Annotated in this window: 23 protein-coding genes; 10 read left to right on the top strand and 13 right to left on the bottom strand. The window is 62.4% G+C overall.

The features are described from left to right. The first annotated feature begins 42 nt into the window (after nt 1–42). On the top strand, nt 43–288 hold the full coding sequence (locus NLM32_RS24515) for a helix-turn-helix domain-containing protein (RefSeq protein ID WP_254131430.1): 246 nt from the start codon (nt 43–45) through the stop codon (nt 286–288). An 86-nt stretch (nt 289–374) separates the two neighbouring features. Here NLM32_RS24515 and NLM32_RS24510 read toward each other — a convergent pair whose 3' ends face one another. Beyond that, nucleotides 375–527, bottom strand: a complete 153-nt coding sequence (locus tag NLM32_RS24510) for a hypothetical protein (protein ID WP_254131429.1) — start codon at nt 525–527, stop codon at nt 375–377. 170 nt (nt 528–697) lie between these two features. Between NLM32_RS24510 and NLM32_RS24505 the strand changes: the two genes are divergently transcribed. Beyond that, complete coding sequence (locus NLM32_RS24505) at nt 698–964, top strand: hypothetical protein (protein WP_254131428.1); 267 nt, start codon at nt 698–700, stop codon at nt 962–964. Between the two features lie 237 nt (nt 965–1201). Here NLM32_RS24505 and NLM32_RS24500 read toward each other — a convergent pair whose 3' ends face one another. The 8 genes from NLM32_RS24500 to NLM32_RS24470 form a co-directional block, all read right to left on the bottom strand. After that, nucleotides 1202–3151 carry an AAA family ATPase gene (locus tag NLM32_RS24500; RefSeq protein WP_254131427.1) on the bottom strand — a complete coding sequence of 650 codons (1950 nt, stop codon included), beginning with the start codon at nt 3149–3151 and terminating at the stop codon, nt 1202–1204. A gap of 657 nt (nt 3152–3808) precedes the next feature. Further along, nucleotides 3809–4450: a recombinase family protein gene (locus tag NLM32_RS24495; protein ID WP_254131426.1), complete on the bottom strand. Its 642-nt coding sequence runs from the start codon at nt 4448–4450 to the stop codon at nt 3809–3811. A gap of 89 nt (nt 4451–4539) precedes the next feature. Then, nucleotides 4540–5097: a terminase small subunit gene (locus NLM32_RS24490; RefSeq protein WP_254131425.1), complete on the bottom strand. Its 558-nt coding sequence runs from the start codon at nt 5095–5097 to the stop codon at nt 4540–4542. Beyond that, the gene (locus NLM32_RS24485; RefSeq protein WP_254131424.1) at nt 5085–5327 is read right to left on the bottom strand and encodes a hypothetical protein; all 243 of its coding nucleotides are present in this window, start codon (nt 5325–5327) and stop codon (nt 5085–5087) included. The genes NLM32_RS24490 and NLM32_RS24485 overlap by 13 nt, the downstream gene beginning before the upstream one ends. Next, nucleotides 5293–5535: a hypothetical protein gene (locus NLM32_RS24480; protein WP_254131423.1), complete on the bottom strand. Its 243-nt coding sequence runs from the start codon at nt 5533–5535 to the stop codon at nt 5293–5295. Before NLM32_RS24480 ends, NLM32_RS24485 begins: the two co-directional genes overlap by 35 nt. 227 nt (nt 5536–5762) lie before the next feature. Beyond that, entirely contained in the window at nt 5763–6320 is a 558-nt protein-coding gene (locus NLM32_RS46380) for a helix-turn-helix domain-containing protein (RefSeq protein WP_375143570.1), read from the bottom strand. Further along, nucleotides 6317–6688 (bottom strand): PC4/YdbC family ssDNA-binding protein, encoded by a 372-nt coding sequence (locus NLM32_RS24475; protein ID WP_254131422.1) that lies wholly within the window; start codon nt 6686–6688, stop codon nt 6317–6319. Before NLM32_RS24475 ends, NLM32_RS46380 begins: the two co-directional genes overlap by 4 nt. Next, entirely contained in the window at nt 6685–6852 is a 168-nt protein-coding gene (locus tag NLM32_RS24470; RefSeq protein WP_254131421.1) for a hypothetical protein, read from the bottom strand. Before NLM32_RS24470 ends, NLM32_RS24475 begins: the two co-directional genes overlap by 4 nt. Nucleotides 6853–7029: 177 nt before the next feature. Between NLM32_RS24470 and NLM32_RS24465 the strand changes: the two genes are divergently transcribed. From NLM32_RS24465 to NLM32_RS24450, 4 genes are all read left to right on the top strand, one after another. Next, complete coding sequence (locus NLM32_RS24465; protein ID WP_254131420.1) at nt 7030–7269, top strand: Arc family DNA-binding protein; 240 nt, start codon at nt 7030–7032, stop codon at nt 7267–7269. A gap of 48 nt (nt 7270–7317) precedes the next feature. Beyond that, on the top strand, nt 7318–7587 hold the full coding sequence (locus NLM32_RS24460; RefSeq protein WP_254131419.1) for an AlpA family transcriptional regulator: 270 nt from the start codon (nt 7318–7320) through the stop codon (nt 7585–7587). Further along, nucleotides 7571–8776, top strand: a complete 1206-nt coding sequence (locus NLM32_RS24455) for a tyrosine-type recombinase/integrase (RefSeq protein ID WP_254131418.1) — start codon at nt 7571–7573, stop codon at nt 8774–8776. The genes NLM32_RS24460 and NLM32_RS24455 overlap by 17 nt, the downstream gene beginning before the upstream one ends. Before the next feature lie 225 nt (nt 8777–9001). Continuing rightward, a complete protein-coding gene (locus NLM32_RS24450; protein ID WP_254131417.1) occupies nt 9002–9148 on the top strand; it encodes a hypothetical protein in 147 nt (48 codons plus the stop codon). A 186-nt stretch (nt 9149–9334) separates the two neighbouring features. On the opposite strand, the gene ntrC is transcribed toward NLM32_RS24450, so the two are convergent. From ntrC to dusB, 3 genes are read right to left on the bottom strand one after another with little or no spacing between them, the layout of a single operon-like run. Further along, nucleotides 9335–10777 carry a nitrogen regulation protein NR(I) gene (gene ntrC, locus NLM32_RS24445; RefSeq protein WP_254131416.1) on the bottom strand — a complete coding sequence of 481 codons (1443 nt, stop codon included), beginning with the start codon at nt 10775–10777 and terminating at the stop codon, nt 9335–9337. Between the two features lie 9 nt (nt 10778–10786). After that, nucleotides 10787–11962, bottom strand: a complete 1176-nt coding sequence (locus tag NLM32_RS24440) for a nitrogen regulation protein NR(II) (RefSeq protein WP_254131415.1) — start codon at nt 11960–11962, stop codon at nt 10787–10789. Further along, nucleotides 11959–12960, bottom strand: coding sequence for a tRNA dihydrouridine synthase DusB (gene dusB, locus NLM32_RS24435; RefSeq protein ID WP_254131414.1), 1002 nt, complete (start codon nt 12958–12960; stop codon nt 11959–11961). Before dusB ends, NLM32_RS24440 begins: the two co-directional genes overlap by 4 nt. Before the next feature lie 281 nt (nt 12961–13241). Here dusB and NLM32_RS24430 point away from each other — a divergent pair, with 281 nt between their 5' ends. After that, on the top strand, nt 13242–14438 hold the full coding sequence (locus NLM32_RS24430) for a bifunctional 2-C-methyl-D-erythritol 4-phosphate cytidylyltransferase/2-C-methyl-D-erythritol 2,4-cyclodiphosphate synthase (protein WP_254131413.1): 1197 nt from the start codon (nt 13242–13244) through the stop codon (nt 14436–14438). 3 nt (nt 14439–14441) lie between these two features. Then, nucleotides 14442–15053: a CinA family protein gene (locus tag NLM32_RS24425; protein WP_254131412.1), complete on the top strand. Its 612-nt coding sequence runs from the start codon at nt 14442–14444 to the stop codon at nt 15051–15053. Between the two features lie 225 nt (nt 15054–15278). On the opposite strand, the gene NLM32_RS24420 is transcribed toward NLM32_RS24425, so the two are convergent. Continuing rightward, on the bottom strand, nt 15279–15473 hold the full coding sequence (locus NLM32_RS24420) for a hypothetical protein (protein WP_254131411.1): 195 nt from the start codon (nt 15471–15473) through the stop codon (nt 15279–15281). 700 nt (nt 15474–16173) lie between these two features. Between NLM32_RS24420 and NLM32_RS24415 the strand changes: the two genes are divergently transcribed. Both NLM32_RS24415 and NLM32_RS24410 read left to right on the top strand, forming a co-directional pair. Next, nucleotides 16174–16881: a c-type cytochrome gene (locus NLM32_RS24415; protein ID WP_254131410.1), complete on the top strand. Its 708-nt coding sequence runs from the start codon at nt 16174–16176 to the stop codon at nt 16879–16881. Nucleotides 16882–16892: 11 nt separating this feature from the next. Continuing rightward, nucleotides 16893–18131, top strand: a complete 1239-nt coding sequence (locus tag NLM32_RS24410) for a cytochrome c (protein WP_254135406.1) — start codon at nt 16893–16895, stop codon at nt 18129–18131. Nucleotide 18132 lies beyond the last annotated feature (1 nt).

Genomic DNA, 18132 nt, shown 5'->3' with positions numbered 1-18132 from the left:
AACTCTTATGGCAAGCCCGAATCTCGCACGGGCCTGCCCGAGTTGTCCAAAACCATTCATACAGAGCGTCACAAACGCCTTCGCGAGCTGCTCAAAGCGCGACGCACGGCGGCTGGGCTGACGCAAACTGTGGTCGCGGAGCGGCTTGGTAAGCCGCCCTCCTATGTCGCGAAATACGAGGGGGGAGACCGCCGGCTGGACGTGTTAGAATACCTCGATGTGGCCGCCGCCATTGGTTTCGACCCATGCAGCGTAATCCGCTCCCTCCAGCGGAAGCCCGGCGCGTGACTTCAATGCGCCGAACCGCGCGCTGCTCCAGCTCCAGCTCCAGACCGACCCGCGCAATTACGCGGACCGGCGTGATTAAGTCGGTCTCAAGACTTCTCTGGTCTGCCGTAGTAGGCGTGGTTCAACGCAGTCAGGTCGGCCGCACACCGTTGCAGCTCGGCGATATCGCCGGCCTTGCGGGCGGCATCGCAGCGCTTCTCGATGTTGGCTTTGGTAACTTCATACTTGCTTGGTGACATGGTCTTTCTCCGTCAGAGCACGAACGACTCGTGCGCCCAAAAGGCTAGATCGATGTGAGCCGGCCGCAACGCACTCTGCCGCGCCACTGCCTCTCGGATCGGGGGTGATCTGAGGGCGACAACAAAGATACCTGAGGCCCCTTTTGATCCGGGCGTGCTACCCTCCCGCCGTGAACCGCCCGCCTCAGCAAACCAATCCCTTTGGTCCGATCCTCTTGGTCGGGATCGCCGCGCTTGTCCTCGGCGTCGGCTACGCATTGTTCGGCGTCGGACGCGATATGCTCGACAAGGCTCTTGCGTTGCTGATGATTCTAGTGATTCCAGTCGTCATCATCTTTGGCATCACTGGAATTGTGCTCGGCGTGCGTCGTCTCGTGAAACGCAAGCCAAAATCTGATGAGCCCGAAGAGCCGCGGTGGCCGCCGCAGCTCTCGTAATCAACGCGTTTCGGCCGTTCGGCACGCTAATCCATGTCTACGGTTGTCTCGCCCTTTCCCGGGCCTACGGAGGCGGCAGAGCGGCCATCTGTGCCAGCGCTGTATGGTGGCCTCTAACTCTGGCGATGTGACAGGCGAACTGGAGGAGTGCCTCGACGAGATTACCGCGAGTTCTCCGGACCCCCGCAATGTGAGCTAGGCGGCGGGCTGCGGCCCGGCCGCTGGTTCTAGGGCGGACTAGGAGGGCAAGGTGATAGCAGACTTATTCCTTGTGAGGCCCAGAAAATCCATGGCCATGCTTTCGAGTTCGGCGCAGATATCAGGCCCGAGACGGTCCCAAAAATCGTCGGATGATACCAACTCAATCAATTTTTGAGTGTCCTTCGCCCGATAGCCAGCCGGCAGATAGGCCTCTAGGTCGCCGCGAGGCAACAGGTAGATACCATCAGTCCTTTTTTGTTCGATGAACGCGGCGAGGACACTCTGTTGTTCTTCATCCAGCGTGTCCTTTAACCGGATGCGACGAGATTTGATATAGGCCCAGACATCCTTGGCATCGGCCCAGTTCCCAGAACTCATCGCCGTATCGATGCGCTCAACCAATGCGGCGCCATCGAGGCTCTTCACGTTGTCGATAACGTCTCCCTTAATCTCTCCCGCGTCGATCGCGAAGAGCGCTTTTACGTCGCCATCTCCGATTTGCTCAACGTAGTCGCGGTCGGCGACGGCAAACCAGTCGACCTTACAAGTATCCAGGAGTTGTTGGTAAGCCGCGAACAGACCTTTGCCGCCGATGGCCACGACTTCTACCGAGGGGGCGTTCAATTTGTGCTTCTTCGCCACGATATCGAGCACACGCTCGAACACAATCCTGTCGTGAAGACCCTCGACCAGAACCACAGTATCGGTGAAGAACACGCGCTCGTTATTTTCGCTGTTTACAATGTTGAACAGGTGCTTGGCGTTCGGAAGACCTGCGGCGCTTAAACGGACAATGCTGCTGCGCTGGTTCTCGCTATATACCCTTGAAACGTACTGAATCGATGCCGGAGATATGAACGTTGGCGAATGCGTCGCTAGGACGAATTGATTTCCGGTGGACTTTGACAGTTTCTCGAAAAGGGCAAATAGGGCTGTTTGCCACCTCGGATGAAGGTGGAGCTCAGGTTCATCAACGATAATTAAGGCGTTCCGAACGTTCAGGGCAAAGATCGCGAACAGGTAAGTTAAGAGCTCGCGTTCCCCCGACGAGGCCTCACTTACGAGGAAGGACGAGCCCTGTTTGGTCAGGCGCACGTCATATGTGTTGTTGAGCGGGTTGGTCGTAATGAGGTCCCAAGTGTAGCCGAGAGCAGTCAGCTCCGATGAGAGTTCTTTGAGATTCTCGTCTTGCCGAAATCTTGTGACAGCATCAACATTTGAGTCTTCCTGCATGAGACGGAATCGCTGAGCCATCCTGCTAACGGCGAGCGTCACAATGTTGACTCCGCTACGGGAAGTCGTCGCATCGGCCTGGCGCTTCTGGTCGTAATCATTGTAACCGGAAAGGCCAACGGACGAGGCGAAGCCACTCGCTGCTCTATTAACTGGCAGATAGATCATCGGGAGTTGCAGTGACGCCTTACCCACCTGGGCTCTTAACGTATTGTCTCCTTCAAAGACATGCAGATAAGCAACGAAGTCTTGCTCCGCTTTGCCAGCCAGTGGCTGCACTGATCCGTTTTGCCACACAACAGTGACAAGCTGGCCGACCCTGATCTTGGAGAGGTCCCAATTCGTGACGCCATCCCAAGGATCGGGATAGAATTTTCCCCTCACGCCAGCACGGATGCTCGCCGCGTCGTGCTGAATAGCTCGCATATTGTCGATATCTTGCGCGCTAACCTCCAGCACAATCTCAACCGTCTGGCTCCTGTCTCGCGCTAAGCTATGTTTCTCGAAATTCAGTTGGTTTAGGTTATCGTTGTATCGGATCTCCCAGCGATCTGGTTCTTCGATGGTACCAGCAGGTGCATAGTATGGTGCGTTGAAAACATGCCGCCGAAGCATGCCGACCAACGTATCGAGTAGGTTAGTCTTTCCTCCTCCATTCGGACCAATCAAAATCGAAATGTTGCCGTCGAAGTTGATCTCTCGGCGGTCAAGGAAGCTCCGGACGTTCTCAATGGACAGTTTTCGTATGAGCACAATCCGCACCCCAATCAGTTGAGTTAATCGCCCGTAATTCAACTATGGGATGTGATTTGCCAAGCTTCGTCAACACACCGCCGCACGGTCCCAACACACGCGAGTACATTTTCCAGATGTATCTCTATGCCCATCAGCTGCGCGTCTGAGCGTAATCGACGACAAGGGCATCCAGCGCGATCTGGCGGGTCGTCAGCTTCCTGTCGGCGGACCCTTGAACCTCGCTGCTATTGCATCCAGTTGCTGCATCGCCAGAAACCGGGCCGTCTCGCGCATCAGAGTATTGGGCTCATCGTGCGCGTCCCCTTTGGCTGGGCCGGTGCGATTTAGAGCGTCGTCAGCAAATGCATTTAAGCGGAAAGCATTCTTTCGTGATGCTCTGGCGGAACGAGCATAAACACGGCCTGCAACGCCGCCGAATCTAAAAGGCTCACGGCCATGGCTTCGCCGCGACCGCCATACTCTCCTCATGTGCATTCATCGCTGTCATTCCACTGTCAGTTTGCGCGGTCGCCTCAAGGTGCGATCCGGCGAGGTTGCCCGAAAAATTCTAGCAAAAAATAGCGCGAAGGCGTCGAGGTGCGGGGTTGAATTTAAACAGAGGATGGTCGGTGGAAGGTGGGCCAGTGGGGTCGCCCCCTTTTGGGCGGAGAGCGGTTATTTCAGCCGCGCCAGCACCCGCAGCACGGTCACCGCTGACCAGGGCTTGCCCCTCGGCGTGCTGATCTTGCGCTCATTGAGCGCGCGCGCGATTGCGCGAGCGGACTCGCCCTCCAGCTCCTTGAGGATCGGGGCGAGCGTCTCCGCGCGTTGAATGGCCTCATCGCGGTTAGCAATGCTCTGGGCTCTCGTGCCGCCCAACTTGGCGCCGTTCTTCTTCGCCTCTGCCAATGCGTCTCGCGTCCGCTGGGAGATCAGCCTGCGCTCTTTCTCCGCGAGGGCGGCGTAGATGTGCAGCATGAAGGGATCAGCATCGGCGCCCAGCTCTGTGACGATAAACGGTACCTTGTGAGCCATCAGGCCGCTGACGAAGTGGACATCACGGCTAAGACGACACAGCTTGGCGACGACAACCGGCGCCTTCAACTTGCGCGCGGCCTTGATCGCGGCAGCGAGCTGCGGGCGTCGCTCCAAGGCGTCGTCACCCTTGGCGGTCTCGACTTCCTGATAGGTGGCAGTGAATTGATAGCCCTCGGCCTCGCCAAACCTGGCAAGCGCGCTTTGTTGCGCTTCCAAGCCGAGGCCTGACTTGCCCTGCCTCTGAGTGCTGACCCGGATGTACGCGACGGCCGTCTTCATGGCGCTGACCCCGATTTTGCAACATGCCGACGAACGTTGACGTGTTACGTGTTACAGGTCAAGCCATATTTGAGGGTGTTACACAGAGATCAGTCCAAGCCTCGCCGACGCTCCGGCATCGATGGCCATTCCACCAGTGACGTCACGTCGAGCGCGGCTCCAGCCGCGCGCGCTTCGATCAGAACGCGCATGTCGTCGAGCTGAGCTAGCGCAGCTTGCGCGCTGCCTGCGTCCTCGATGATGCGATCCACGACTTCGCCGGGCGTCTTACAGTCATCGAAGGAACCAGGCGTGCCGACCTCAAGCCGGTCTCTCATGAGACCGAGAAGCTTTGCCTTGAGCGCGGCAGCCGAACCGGCCGCGCCCCATTGCCGGTCTCCGGAGGCGCCGGCAAAGACCTCGTCGAGCTGATCGGCGAGCGTGTCCACCGTGGCGCGCACTCGGCGCGCTGCTGGCGCGCCAAGCTCGGCGAGCCGGGCCTGGATATTAGCGTTTCTTAGCAGGCGCGAGGCATTGGCCTCGGCAGCGGCACCGTCCGCCTTGAAGCCAGCGCGGCTGTAAGCCTGGCCCTGCGTCCGGCCAAATCTCGCTGCCTCGATGATCTGATGGCAGAAGAATTCATGCTTGGTGTTTTTCAGTGCGGGCATTGTTCCTGCGCCGGCTGTTTGTATCGCCTGATCTCGATGCTTCGCCCCGGCTCAAGCGACAGCAAGACCGAGCGTTCGACACCGACATCATTGAGGTGCCCATTGCAGAGGGCCTGGATAAACGACGTGTCGTACATACCCTTCGGTAGAGTGTTGCCCTCGCCAAGCGTGCGCTCGACGTCGGCGAGCCGCTTCTCAAGCTCTGCAATGCGTTCCTTGTCCGTCGCCATCCATGGTTCCTTGGGTTAGCGTGACATCGCCGCTGAGCAGATAGCCGAAGCCGACATTGCAGACTGCGGCAAGTCGCTTGTGTCGGTCGAGAAGTTCGCCGTATTCGCATTCTAGCTCATCATAGACCTGCTTCGCTTCCTCGATTTCCAGCTCCAGCGCTTTGATGCGCTGCTTGAGTTTCGCTGTGCGCTGATCATCGGCCATCATTGTTCCTCACGTTGCTTCGCGCCGAGGAAATTACCACGCGGCTCAAGGCCGCGCCCTTTACATTTGCGGCTATCATCTTGTTCGTTGGCGCCTGTCAGTCAGTTGCCATGACGTTGACGATGGCAAGCTTGATGTGCGCGCACATGAAGCGCGCCAATGACACACGTCTCGTGACGTCCGCCCGGACGCCTTGAGGCGCCGGGCTACCATCACGCCGCTGCACCGAGCTAGCTGCTTGCCGCAGTGAGGCTCTCGGATGGACGCTGCCATTTCCGCCTCAGCTCATTTGCCGCCCGGCTCCTCGCCTCGTTTTGAGAGAGCATGTGCAACCCCGGCCTCGGATGGAATTGGGGACGTCGATTCCCAGTGTTCAAGTGTTCATCATTAAAGGGAGGACAACAGTTGTCACCTCTGGTGCCGTTTTGTGTCACCTCTGGAGCCCGGTCAGAGGTGACAGCAGTTGTCACCTCTGACTGCGCTGGGATCGTAAAGGTGAACTCGACATTCTCGTGCTGACCGGGAGCACGACATTTGATCCATCCAGCCGTCTCCAAATCGTTGACGGCGCGCATCACGGTGCGCTCAGTACAGCCCAGCTCGGCAGCGAGTAGCGGGTACCCGGGATTGCACAGACCTGTCTTCCGATTGAAGTGCAGCTCGATCAGTACCATTGCCAGCGCAATGGCGCGCGCGGGGTACTTCTCTGGCAACGCCACCTTTGCAAATGCCTCAACCCATCGACGCTGTCCCGTTGCGTCCGTTGCGCTGATTGACCTGGTGCTCATGCCGACGACCCCGGGATCAGTCCGAGCCGCGCGGCTGTCCGCGCCGCATCGCCGACGAGCTTGGCGAGCTGCATCAGCCGCTGCGGCGAGACCGTGATGCCTTTCGAGGTCGGCCGCATCCGGCCGGCATGATCCAGCTCGAACAGGCGCAAGTCGAAATAGGGATTCGAATTGTAGGTCTTGAGCGCGCCCTGGATGCAGGTGCTCTTGTCGCGCGGCGAACGCCAGATCGCGCCGATGTGGGCAATTTCGGTTGGAATGCTGACTTGCGTCGAGGCACGCCGATCAATTAGATGATCACTATTCCTGCTGCGATTATCTTCGACCGGAGCCCTCGGCGATGGAAGCGCCGGGGGCTTTGTCGTCATTTTCCAGCCTCGTTCTCGATGGCTTTCAAGCCCTCCGATACCAGAGCGCGGATCGCCGCCGTCATCGGCGGGATGCGCGGCAGACTTCGCCGATATCGCTCAATCTGCGCAATCATCTGATCGTCGAAGCGCGTCTGGACGCAAACGCGGGCGTCGGTAGTCATGACGAAACCCTTTCCCTCAAGGTGTGAACGACACACTCAAGATATCATCTGCGAAGTTGCGAGTCCGCGAGAAACGATGCAAAGGGTGCGGTTCCCGGTCGATAACTCCAAAAATCATTTTGGTACCAGTCAAACCAATGGTACCAATATGGTACTGAATGGAGTCTGGAGGCGCTGGTGACCGAAAAAGCCGGAGACGTTGTGCAGGTCAACCTCCGCATCCCTAAGGGCTTGCATCGCAAGCTGGGGGCCGAAGCGCGCCGAAACGGGCGCTCCCTCAATGCCGAAATGGTTCACCGGCTCCAGTCGCCCGATCAACCCACCACGAGGCTGGAAGGCATCGCCACTAGCGCCGCGACGCAGGCCGTTGAACTGACTTTGCAGCGCCTTGGCATCAAGCCGAAGGCCGAACCATGACGTCACCAATCCTGCGGCCAAGCCGCGCTGCTAGACCCCATCAGGAGCATGGGCACCAAGAAAATCGAGACTTCCTATCCGCCGCGCGGGATGCGGCTCGAACAGGCCGCGCTGTACGTCGGCATGGGGCGGAGCAGCTTCCTGCGGCTCGTCGAGGAGCGCGCGATGCCGGCGCCGACGAAGGTCAAGGGCATGACGATCTGGGATCGGCAAGACCTTGACGATGCGTTTGAGGAACTGAAACGCGGCGGCCAGCCGATCAAGCCGCGCAACACGATCGACGAACTACTGGGGATCACCGATGGCGAAGAAGGCTAAGGACGGGAAGCGGCAGTATCTGTACCGCCAGCCGCAGGCGAACGGCACGGTCTATGTCTACTTCCGCATGCCTCGCACCGGCAAGCTGACGCGCTTGCCGGATGACGAAGCGTCGCAAGAGTTCGCCGACGCTTATGACCCGCTCCTGCGAGCTGCGAAACAGCCGCGCCCTGCGCCGCGCTCCAAGGATCAGCTCGGCCGCTGGAAGAACCCGCGCGACTACACGATCGACGCCAAGGTCGTGTTCCGGCCCGGCTCGGTCGGCTGGTTCATCGATAAATACAAGACGTCCGAGTTCGGCCTGCTCAAGCTCTCATCCGGGACGCAATACAACTACGGCTTCGCCCTGGATGTGATGAAGAAGAAGCTGGGCACCGGCATGCTGCATGACTTCAACCAGCGCAGCGTCGATATCTACACCAGCGAGATTGCCGACCAACATGGCGGCGCCGCCGCAGACCAGCAGCGCAGCCTGATCACCAATCTCTGGCGCTTCGCCAAGCGCTTCGCCGAGTTCAAGCCGGGTGACAAGCTGTGTCCGACGCTTGGCGCGATCCATCACTATGAGCACGACGGCGTCGGTATCTTGGCATGGCCCGAGAACGTCTATGACGCGGCCATCGCCAAGGCCAAGCGCCATCTCGTCGAGATCATCAGCGGGCTCCGCTATACCGGTCAGCGCGGCAGTGATCTCGTCGACATGCAGTGGGACGACTATGACGGCAAGCGCATCAATGTCGTCCAACAGAAGACCGGCGAACGCATCTGGCTTACCTGCCCCGCCCCCTTCAAGCAGATGCTCGACACGATGCCCCGGCATGATCCGGTCTACATCTTCACCAATTGCTGGAAGCGCCCCTACAAGCACGCGGGGACGCTCGGGACAGCGATTCGCCACCTCGTACAGAAGAAGCTCAAGTTACCGGACTACTCAATGCACGGCCTGCGCAAGAACGCTGGCATGGAGCTGGCGCTGGCCGGTTGCTCCGTGTCCGAGATCATGGCCGTGCTCGGCCATAAGAGCCCGAAGATGGCGATGTTCTACGTGAAGCAGGCCAGCAAGGTGCAGCTCAGTGAGACCGCGACGGCGAAGCTGGAGACCTATCTCGAAGGTCGCGGCAGAGAGCGCATCCGGTACGCTGACGAACGGATTGCCGAGCGCCGTGCCAAGATCAAGCGCGTGAAGTAGGCAAACGGAGAACAGTTGTGGAGGGCGGCTCGGTAAATCTTGGGAACGGACAGCGAAACTGGTAAAACCGGCCTCTGGTAAGCCGTTGAAATTGCTCTAAACCCGTAATAGTTGCCGAATTGCGACAATTCCGCGGCGTCTCACCCGCGGCGGACGGGCGCATCCACAGGCGGATGCTGGTCAATTCCCCCGGAACAGAATCGGGCCGTTCCGGCTTGACCCGGCATGGACAGGATATTTCTCGCGATAATGGTGTCGGCCGTGCTGCTGCTGATCGTGGCGTCGGACCTGCTGGTCAATGGCCCCAGCAGGCAGGACCAGACGGCGGAGATGGCCAACATGCAGCCGGTCGTCGCGCGCCTGATCCGATAGGTGCGACGCCGCGCCCTGCGGCCGAACGACAAATTCAAACGTTCCAGCGGAACATTTCGGCCCGATTCGGACTTCTGCTCACCGCGTCAGCCACACAGGCCAGCGCGATCCGGACAGGCTCAGCTCACCTTTGGTAGGGGGAGCTGAGCCACTCCGCGCGAATGCGTTGAGCGTTGGTCGCGAGGACTAACCCCCGCTCCGATACACCTGGATATCGAGATCCCGGATCTTCTTCCGCAGCGTGTTGCGGTTCAGACCGAGCAGGTCGGCGGCCCGGATCTGATTGCCGCGGGTGGCGGCAAGCGCGGCCGTCAGCAGCGGCACCTCGATCTCCTTGAGAATGCGGTGATAGAGGCCCGGCGGCGGCACGCCGTTCGGGAAGCCCTGGAAGTGCGACGACAGATAGGCCTCCACCGCGCCACCGAGATTGTCGACGCCCTGCTGGACCGCCGCACCCGGGCTGACCGTGGGCGGCGCCAGCTCGCCGTCGATGACGGAGCCGGTGATCACGTCCTGCGGATAGAGCGCGGCAAGGCGCCGGGCGAGGTTCTCGAGCTCGCGTACGTTGCCGGGCCAGCGGTGCTGCTTCATCCGCTCCAGCGCCAGCGCGTCGAGCTTCTTTGGCGGCAATCCGTCCTTCTCGGCGAGCGAGAAGAAGTGACGCACGAGATCCGGCAGATCCTCGATGCGCTCGCGCAGTGGCGGCAGGCGCAGCGGCACGACGTTGAGGCGGAAGAACAGATCCTCGCGGAACAGCCCCTGCTGGATCAGCACGCGCAGATCCTTGTTGGAGGCCGCGACGATGCGCACGTCGGTCTTGATCGGCGTGCGGCCGCCGACCGTGGTGTATTCGCCCTGCTGCAGCACGCGCAGCAGGCGGGTCTGCGCCTCCATCGGCATGTCGCCGATTTCGTCGAGGAACAGCGTGCCGCCCTCGGCCTGCTCGAACCGGCCTGATGCACGCGTGTTGGCGCCGGTGAAGGCGCCGCGCTCATGGCCGAACAGCTCGGATTCAATCAGGTCGCGCGGGATCGCCGCCATGTTGACCGCGACGAACGGGCCGTTGCGGCGCTTGCCGTAATCGTGCAGCGCGCGCGCCACCAACTCCTTGCCGGTGCCGGACTCGCCCGTGATCATGACGGTGAGGTCGGTCTGCATCAGCCGCGCGAGCACGCGGTAGATTTCCTGCATCGCCGGCGAACGGCCGACCAGCGGGATCGCCTCCATCTCGGCGTCCTCGTCCGGCGTCGCGACCCGCTCCTTGGGCTCGGCGAGTGCGCGGCCGACGATGGCGATCAGCTCCTTCAGGTCGAAGGGCTTCGGCAGATACTCATAGGCGCCGCGCTCGGAGGCGCGGATCGCCGTCATGAAGGTGTTTTGCGCGCTCATGACGATGACCGGCAAATTCGGCCGCATCTTCTTGATCCGCGGCAACAGGTCGAAGGCGTTTTCGTCCGGCATCACCACGTCGGTGATGACGAGATCGCCCTCCCCCTGGCTGACCCAGCGCCACAGCGTCGCGGCATTGCCGGTCAGCCTGACTTCATACCCGGCCCGGGAAAGTGCCTGGTTGAGAACCGTGCGGATGGCGGTGTCGTCATCAGCTACGAGAATGCTACCTGCGGGCATCGTTAATCCTCATTTTGCCCCCTGTGATGCAGACGACGACTTCCCGGCAGAGCCGTCGCGACTGCTGTGATCAGCGTGTTTGACCGATGTGGAATACATCGGCATCAGCACGCGGAAGGTGGTCTTGCGCGGCTGAGACTCGCATTCGATGATGCCCCCGTGATCGCCCACGATCTTCGCGACCAGCGCGAGACCGAGGCCAGAGCCGGTCTGCTTGGTGGTCACGAAGGGGTCGAACAGATTGGGCAGAAGGTCGTCCGGCACGCCTGGTCCATTGTCCCTCACGCAGAATTCCAGCGGCAGGGATACCCGGGATTTTTGACCGGGGACTGACAGGCGCACGCCGGGGCGGAACGCGGTGGTGAGCTGGATCTCGGCGTCGGGGACGTCGATCAGCGCTTCGGCGGCATTCTTCACCAGATTGAGGAACACCTGGATCAGCTGGTCCTGGTTCGCAAGCACGGGCGGCAGCGAGGGATCGTAGTCCTCGATGAAGCGGATGTTGCGGGCAAAGCCCGACTGCGCCAGCCGCTTCACGTGGTCGAGCACCGAATGGATGTTGACGGGACCGCGCACCACCGGCCGCTCGTCGCCGAACACCTCCATGCGGTCGACCAGCGTCACGATGCGGTCGGCCTCGTCGCAGATCAGGCGCGTCAGCATGCGGTCTTCGGAGGACGCCTGCTGCTCCAGCAATTGCGCCGCGCCGCGGATGCCGGAGAGCGGATTTTTGATCTCGTGCGCCAGCATCGCGGCCAGCGCGATCACTGAACGGGCGGCGCTGCGATGCGTGAGCTGCCGGTCCATCTTGTCGGCGATAGAGCGCTCCTGGAGCATCACCACGATGTGGCCGGGCCGCTCGGTCAGCGGCGCGACATGCAGATCGACCTGGCGGTCGCCGCCCATGCGCGGCGTGCCGAGATCGACCTTGTATTCGTTGACCGGCGAATTCGACGAGCGCACCTGATCGATCAGCGCGAGCAAGGGGCTGCCGAACGGCACCAGCTCTTTCAGAGCCTGCCGCTTCAGGAACTGCGTCGAGATATCGAAAAAGGCTTCGGTCGCGATATTGGCGGCGACGATCTTGCCGTCCGGCCCGATCATCAGCACGGGATTGGGCAAGGCGTCCAGGATCGCGTCGCTCTCGGACGGAAGCGGCCGGCGATAGTCAGCGGCTGAGCTCATGCAGCGGCGCTCCATGCGAAATCGTCGAAGGCATCCTGCAGCGACTGGTGGACGAGGCCCGGATCTTCGGATGTGAGGATCTTCTGGCGCCAGGCCTTCAGCGTCTCGATCGGCGCGCCGCTCGCGTCTGCCGCGACGTCGAGCGCCCAGCCGAGATGCTTGCGCGCATGCTTGAGGCCAACACGCAGGCCATAGAGCGCGCAGACGCCCTCATAGAGCGTGCGGACATAATGCAGCTGCGTTGCGAGCGACGGCGTCGCTTCAGCTGACCCGCCGTTCAGGCGCCGGCCGATCTCGCCGGGCAGCCAGGGCTGGCCCTGCGCGCCGCGGCCGATCATCACGGCATCGGCGCCGGAGGCCTGAAGCGCCGCGAGCGCCTTCTCGTAAGTGGTGATGTCGCCGTTGACGACGAGCGGAATGGAGATGGCCTCGCGCACCGCGCGGATCGCATCCCAATCGGCCTCGCCCTTGTAGAACTGGCAGCGCGTGCGGCCATGCACGGTGACGAGCTTGATGCCGGCAGCCTCCGCGCGACGGGCGAGCTCCGGCGCGTTGCGGGTGCGGTCGTCCCAGCCGAGCCGCATCTTCAGCGTCACGGGGACTTTCACGGCTGATATCGTCGCCTCGATCAGGCTGACGGCGTGATCGAGATCGCGCATCAGGGCCGAGCCGGACTGGCCGCCGGTGACGTGGCGGGCCGGGCAGCCCATGTTGATATCGATGATGTCGGCGCCCTCGGCTTCGGCGATCCGGGCGCCCTCCGCCATCCAATGCGCCTCGCAACCGGCGAGCTGGACCACATGCGGCCCGACCCCGGTTGCTTCGCAGCGCAACCGCGACATCCGGTGCCCATTGGCGAGCTCATCGCTGGCGGTCATTTCGGAGACGACCAGACCCGCCCCAAGCTCAGCGGCCAACCGCCGGACGGGTGAGTCCGTCACTCCCGACATCGGTGCCAGGAAGACCGGGGTGGCGATTTCAATATCGCCTATTTTCAACGGCTTAGAGCCTGATCTTGCCGAGCCGGTCACAGGGGTCTCGTTGAGTGGACAGGGCCTCATCGCGCCTGCCATGGCCTATCTTGCGCACAATTCTTGTGCAGTCAAGCGTCATGCCTACAGTTTAGACAGTTCTGCAAATCTTTCAAGTGCAGTGCAGCAAAATGCTGAATCCCACAATCCGGGGAAACCCCCTTTTTTTGCGGGCCTGCCGTGCTAGAGGCATGCCGGCAATCACCCCACGCCCGACGCATCCCCTAACAGCTGAATATTTGAGTCCTATGGCGAAATCACAGCGCACTGCAGTTGTTCTTGTCGCGGCCGGTCGTGGCCTGCGCGCAGGCGCCGGCGGGCCGAAGCAATATCGTGAGATCGGCGGCGTGCCTGTGATCTACCGCGCCATGGAAGCCTTCAGCACCCACGCTGACGTATTCGCCGTGCAGCCGGTGGTGAACCCGGATGACAGCGCCATGTTCACGGCAGCGGTCGCAGGTCTGAAGCACGAGGCACCCACCAATGGCGGCGCGACGCGCCAGGCCTCGGTGCTCGCCGGCCTCGAAGCGCTGGCAAAGCACAAGCCCGACATCGTCCTGATTCACGACGCCGCGCGCCCCTTCGTCTCGGCCGGCGTGATCTCGCGGGCGATCGAGGCGGCAAGCCGCACGGGTGCGGCGATCCCCGTCGTCCCCGTCACCGACACGATCAAGGTCACGAGCGCGGACGGCAATGTCGCGGACACGCCCGATCGGGCTTCGTTGCGAATCGCGCAGACGCCGCAATCCTTTCGTTTCGATGTCATCCTCGAAGCGCATCGTCGCGCGGCAAAGGACGGACGAAGCGATTTCACCGATGATGCCGCGATCGCCGAATGGGCGGGATTGACGGTTGCGACCTTTGAAGGCGATGTTGCCAATATGAAGCTCACCACTCCCGAAGATTTCGTGCGCGAGGAAGCGCGCCTGGCCAGCCTGCTCGGCGACATCAGGACCGGCACGGGCTATGACGTGCATGCCTTCGGCGAAGGCGACCACCTCATGCTCTGCGGCGTGCGCGTGCCGCACACGAAGGGCTTCCTGGCCCATTCCGACGGTGACGTCGGCCTGCATGCGCTGGTCGACGCGATCCTCGGTGCGCTCGCCGACGGCGACATCGGCTCGCACTTCCCGCCGAGCGATGCGAAGTGGAAGGGCGCCTCCTCCGACCAGTTCTTGAAATACGCCATCGAGCGCGTCACGGCGCGCGGCGGCCGCATCGCCAATCTTGAGGTCACCATGATCTGCGAGCGGCCGAAGATCGGCCCGTTGCGTGACGTCATGCGCGCGCGCATCGCCGAGATCTCCGGCGTCGATGTCTCCCGCGTCGCGGTGAAGGCGACGACCAGCGAGCGGCTCGGCTTCACCGGCCGCGAGGAAGGCATCGCGGCCACCGCGAGCGCCACCATCCGCCTGCCATTTAACGAAAAGACTTGGAGCGTCTAGGTCATGGCCGGCAGCGACGCACGCGCCCTCTCCCGCTCGCTGCTCGACCTCTGCCGGATGCGCAAGCTGACCATCGCGACCGCCGAGTCCTGTACCGGCGGCCTCGTTGCCGGCGCGCTGACCGACATCCCCGGCTCCTCTGACGTCATCGACCGCGGCTTCGTCACCTATTCCAACGACGCCAAGCGCGCGATGCTCGGCGTCGAGGCCGGCACGCTCACCAATTTCGGCGCCGTCAGCAAGGAGACCGCAACTGCGATGGCAGTCGGCGCGCTGGAGCGTGCCGGCGTCGATCTTGCGGTTGCCATCACCGGCATTGCGGGCCCCGGCGGCGCCACCCCAGGCAAGCCGGTCGGCCTCGTCCATTTTGCCGCCGCCGCGCGCGACGGCCGCATCATCCATCGCGAGCAGCGCTTTGGCGCGATCGGTCGCACCGCCGTGCGCCAGCGCTCGGTGGTCGAGGCGCTGCGCATGCTGATGGAGCTCGCCCGCGGCCCGCAAACCGCTGCCAAGCCCCGCCGCGCCACCGCCGCGACGAGACTTCGTCCGCGCGTGACCCGCTCACCGCGCCGGCACGTCGTGAAGCGCAGGACGCCGCGGTCGCCGCGGGGGTGACGCGCCCTACGCAGCCGCAAGCAAAGCGCTCGCGTGGTCGAGCACGCGTTGCTTGACCGCATCGGCATCCGACGGCTTCACCTTTGCACTCACGGTCAATTGCTCGCTGACGCGCGGGTCATCGCGCAGCTCCTGCAGGATCTGGTCGGATTACTCCTGCAGCTGGTGCGCCCCTGCGCATCTTTGCCTCTGAATCCCGGGAATCGATCGGCAGGACTTCCGCGTCTAGGTCAGGTCCGATCCTTGCGAGGTTCGCGCGATCCGATGGATGACGGGAAGCTTCTGCTCGATCGCCTTCGCGAGCACAGTTCCGGTGGTCCGGCCGAGCTCCTTCGCGATCATCGTGATTGGCTTGGTCCCTGCAAGCTTCCTGAGTCGATTGAGGTCGTCGTCGCTCCACGACTGCTTCCAGCGCGCCATGTCTCCTGGTTCCGCTACACAAGCCCTGCGCCCGACTCGGAGTCTAATTGTCCCCCTCGCGAAATGCAGCCCGTCCTGATGTGCCATCCACGACAAGGGGTGTTCCGTCACTCCTCTGCATTTTGGCACAAACTGCACTTGTCACCGATCCTCATCGAGGCGTGAATCGACGGTTGGGTGCCAGCTAGCGGGCACTTCACAGCCCTCGCGTTGCCCGTCGGCAAAACACCCCACAAACGGGTCAATCCGCGCACGCGAAAAGATTCCGCCTTACCGAATTTCCGATTTGCAGTAGGCGTCCGCCACCTCATCCCGGTCAGAGGGGCGGACCGCGATCGTCACGAATTTGGGGTGAGCCGTGGTGGACGCAGGTCGCATCGGCGCGAAGGGCATCGCAGGGCGGATAATCGTGAGCGAGAGCGTCGCGCGCACGACCGCACCCGGTCTTCCCTGCGCCCTCTGACAAAGAGGGTGACACAACGAGGCTAAGCTCGGGCACGAGCGGCTGCGAGGCTGCAGCATCATGTTTGCTTTTCAAATTGCACGCAAATTTGTCCAAATCGATCATCATGTGCGATGCAGCGGCGCGACCAAACGTCGTCGTCCCTAAGTGATCTTGCGTTGAAAAATATTGGCGCAATAATGCCGCTCTACGTTGCGATCCGGAATCAACCGGTCCAGCACACTGGAGGGCGACACCGTGTTCGCTCGCGACGCGGCTCTGGCCGCTGCACTTTTCACTTTGGCCGTCTTTGATGGTGCGGCCGCGCAAACGGCCAACCAGCCTCCTGATACCATGGCGGCGCGGGTGGAGGCCTGCACGCCCTGTCATGGCAACAAGGGCGAAGGCACCAGCGACGTCTATTTCCCGCGACTTGGCGGCAAGCCGGCCGGCTATCTCTACAACCAGCTCCTCGCCTTCCGCAGTGGCCGGCGCAAATACCCGCCGATGAACTATCTGCTGGAGTTTCTGCCCGATCCCTATCTGGAGGCGATGGCGGAGTATTTTGCCGGCGAGCACCCGCCACTGCCGCAGCCGGTGCCGAGCGAGGTCAGCAAGGAAGTCCTCGCGCAGGGCGAATTGCTCGCGACCAGCGGCGATGCCGGTCGTAACATACCGGCGTGCGTGAGCTGCCACGGGCCGGGACTCACGGGCATGCAGCCCGGCATCCCCGGCCTGCTCGGCTTGCGCGCCGCCTATGTCAGCGCCCAGCTCGGCGCATGGCGCTACGGCACCCGCACGGCGAAATCGCCCGACTGCATGCAGCTCGTTGCCGGCCATCTGACCGAGGCCGACGTTACCGCGGTCGCGGCCTGGCTTGCGACGCGCCCTGCCCCCGCAAATCCTGCACCCGTTGCGAAAGGCACCTACGCGTTGCCGTTCGGCTGCGGCAGCCAGCCCAACTGACGAGGCGGATGATGGGCTCGAAACTGTCGATCGCAATCCTCGCTCTCGCCGCGTTCACCACGCCGGCGCCGGCCCAGGATAAAACAAGCGACATCATCGCGCGCGGCGAATATCTCGCGCGCGCCGGTGATTGCACCGCCTGCCACACCGCCCCCGAAGGCCGCCTGTTCGCCGGCGGTCGCGCCATGCCGACCCCGTTCGGCACGATCTACACCTCCAACATCACGCCGGACCCGGAGGCCGGGATCGGCAAATGGAGTGCGGACGATTTTTATCGGACCATGCACAGCGGCCGCTTCCCGGATGGCGGGCTGATCTATCCGGCGATGCCGTTCGCCTCCTACACAAAGGTGACACGCGCCGACAGCGACGCGATCTTCGCCTATCTGCGCTCGATTGCGCCGGTGAACCAGAAGAACAAGCCGCACGAGCTGCGCTTCCCCTATGACAACCGCCAGCTCATCTTGGGATGGCGCACGCTGTTCTTCAGCGAAGGCGAGTTCAAGCCCGATCCGACCAAATCGGCCGAATGGAATCGCGGTGCCTATCTGGTCGAAGGCCTCGGCCATTGCGGCATGTGCCATTCGCCGATCAACGCGCTGGGCGGCACCTCGCAGTCGGACGCCTTCAAGGGCGGCCTGATCCCGATGCAGAACTGGTACGCGCCCTCGCTCACCTCGAACCGCGAGGCCGGCCTCGGCGACTGGAGCATCAAGGACATCACCGATCTGCTCCAGACCGGCGTCTCCGCGCGCGGCGTGGTCTACGGCCCGATGGCCGAGGTCGTGCACAACAGCCTGCAATACCTCAACGACGCCGACACCAAGGCGATGGCGGTGTATCTTAAGGGCATCGCGGAAGGCTCGTCGCCGCCGCCGACAAGCACGGCCTTGCCGAATACCGAGAGCAGCCTGCTGATCAGCCTCGGCAAGACCGTGTACGACAAGAACTGCGCGAGCTGTCACGGCGCGCAGGGCGAAGGCAAGCCGCCGCACTGGCCGCCGCTTGCCAACAACCAGTCGATCGAGATGCAGTCGGCGGTCAATCCGATCCGCATGGTGCTCAATGGCGGCTATCCGCCGGGCACCAAGGGCAATCCGATGCCCTACGGCATGCCGCCCTTCGCGGGCCTCCTCTCCGACAACGAGGTCGCCGCCGTCGTCTCCTACATCCGCACCGCCTGGGGCAATCGCGGCACGCCGGTCTCGGCGCGCGAGGCCAACGAGCTGCGCTCCGCACCGCTGAACTGAG

This window comes from Bradyrhizobium sp. CCGUVB14 (genome assembly GCF_024199935.1).
Classification (GTDB): Bacteria; Pseudomonadota; Alphaproteobacteria; order Rhizobiales; family Xanthobacteraceae; genus Bradyrhizobium.
The sequence above is the reverse complement of the archived record's forward strand: the minus strand, read 5'-3'. Positions and strand labels throughout refer to the sequence as shown.

Coding starts and splice junctions, on each gene's coding strand:
- NLM32_RS24495 (WP_254131426.1), bottom strand. CDS start 4,450: ATGAAGACGGCCGTCGCGTACATCCGGGTCAGCACTCAGAGGCAGGGC.
- NLM32_RS24455 (WP_254131418.1), top strand. CDS start 7,571: ATGGCGAAGAAGGCTAAGGACGGGAAGCGGCAGTATCTGTACCGCCAG.
- NLM32_RS24460 (WP_254131419.1), top strand. CDS start 7,318: ATGGGCACCAAGAAAATCGAGACTTCCTATCCGCCGCGCGGGATGCGG.
- NLM32_RS24430 (WP_254131413.1), top strand. CDS start 13,242: ATGGCGAAATCACAGCGCACTGCAGTTGTTCTTGTCGCGGCCGGTCGT.
- NLM32_RS24470 (WP_254131421.1), bottom strand. CDS start 6,852: ATGACTACCGACGCCCGCGTTTGCGTCCAGACGCGCTTCGACGATCAG.
- NLM32_RS24410 (WP_254135406.1), top strand. CDS start 16,893: ATGGGCTCGAAACTGTCGATCGCAATCCTCGCTCTCGCCGCGTTCACC.
- NLM32_RS24425 (WP_254131412.1), top strand. CDS start 14,442: ATGGCCGGCAGCGACGCACGCGCCCTCTCCCGCTCGCTGCTCGACCTC.
- NLM32_RS24510 (WP_254131429.1), bottom strand. CDS start 527: ATGTCACCAAGCAAGTATGAAGTTACCAAAGCCAACATCGAGAAGCGC.
- NLM32_RS46380 (WP_375143570.1), bottom strand. CDS start 6,320: ATGAGCACCAGGTCAATCAGCGCAACGGACGCAACGGGACAGCGTCGA.
- NLM32_RS24450 (WP_254131417.1), top strand. CDS start 9,002: ATGGACAGGATATTTCTCGCGATAATGGTGTCGGCCGTGCTGCTGCTG.
- NLM32_RS24420 (WP_254131411.1), bottom strand. CDS start 15,473: ATGGCGCGCTGGAAGCAGTCGTGGAGCGACGACGACCTCAATCGACTC.
- NLM32_RS24490 (WP_254131425.1), bottom strand. CDS start 5,097: ATGCCCGCACTGAAAAACACCAAGCATGAATTCTTCTGCCATCAGATC.
- NLM32_RS24480 (WP_254131423.1), bottom strand. CDS start 5,535: ATGATGGCCGATGATCAGCGCACAGCGAAACTCAAGCAGCGCATCAAA.
- ntrC (WP_254131416.1), bottom strand. CDS start 10,777: ATGCCCGCAGGTAGCATTCTCGTAGCTGATGACGACACCGCCATCCGC.
- NLM32_RS24475 (WP_254131422.1), bottom strand. CDS start 6,688: ATGACGACAAAGCCCCCGGCGCTTCCATCGCCGAGGGCTCCGGTCGAA.
- NLM32_RS24485 (WP_254131424.1), bottom strand. CDS start 5,327: ATGGCGACGGACAAGGAACGCATTGCAGAGCTTGAGAAGCGGCTCGCC.
- NLM32_RS24440 (WP_254131415.1), bottom strand. CDS start 11,962: ATGAGCTCAGCCGCTGACTATCGCCGGCCGCTTCCGTCCGAGAGCGAC.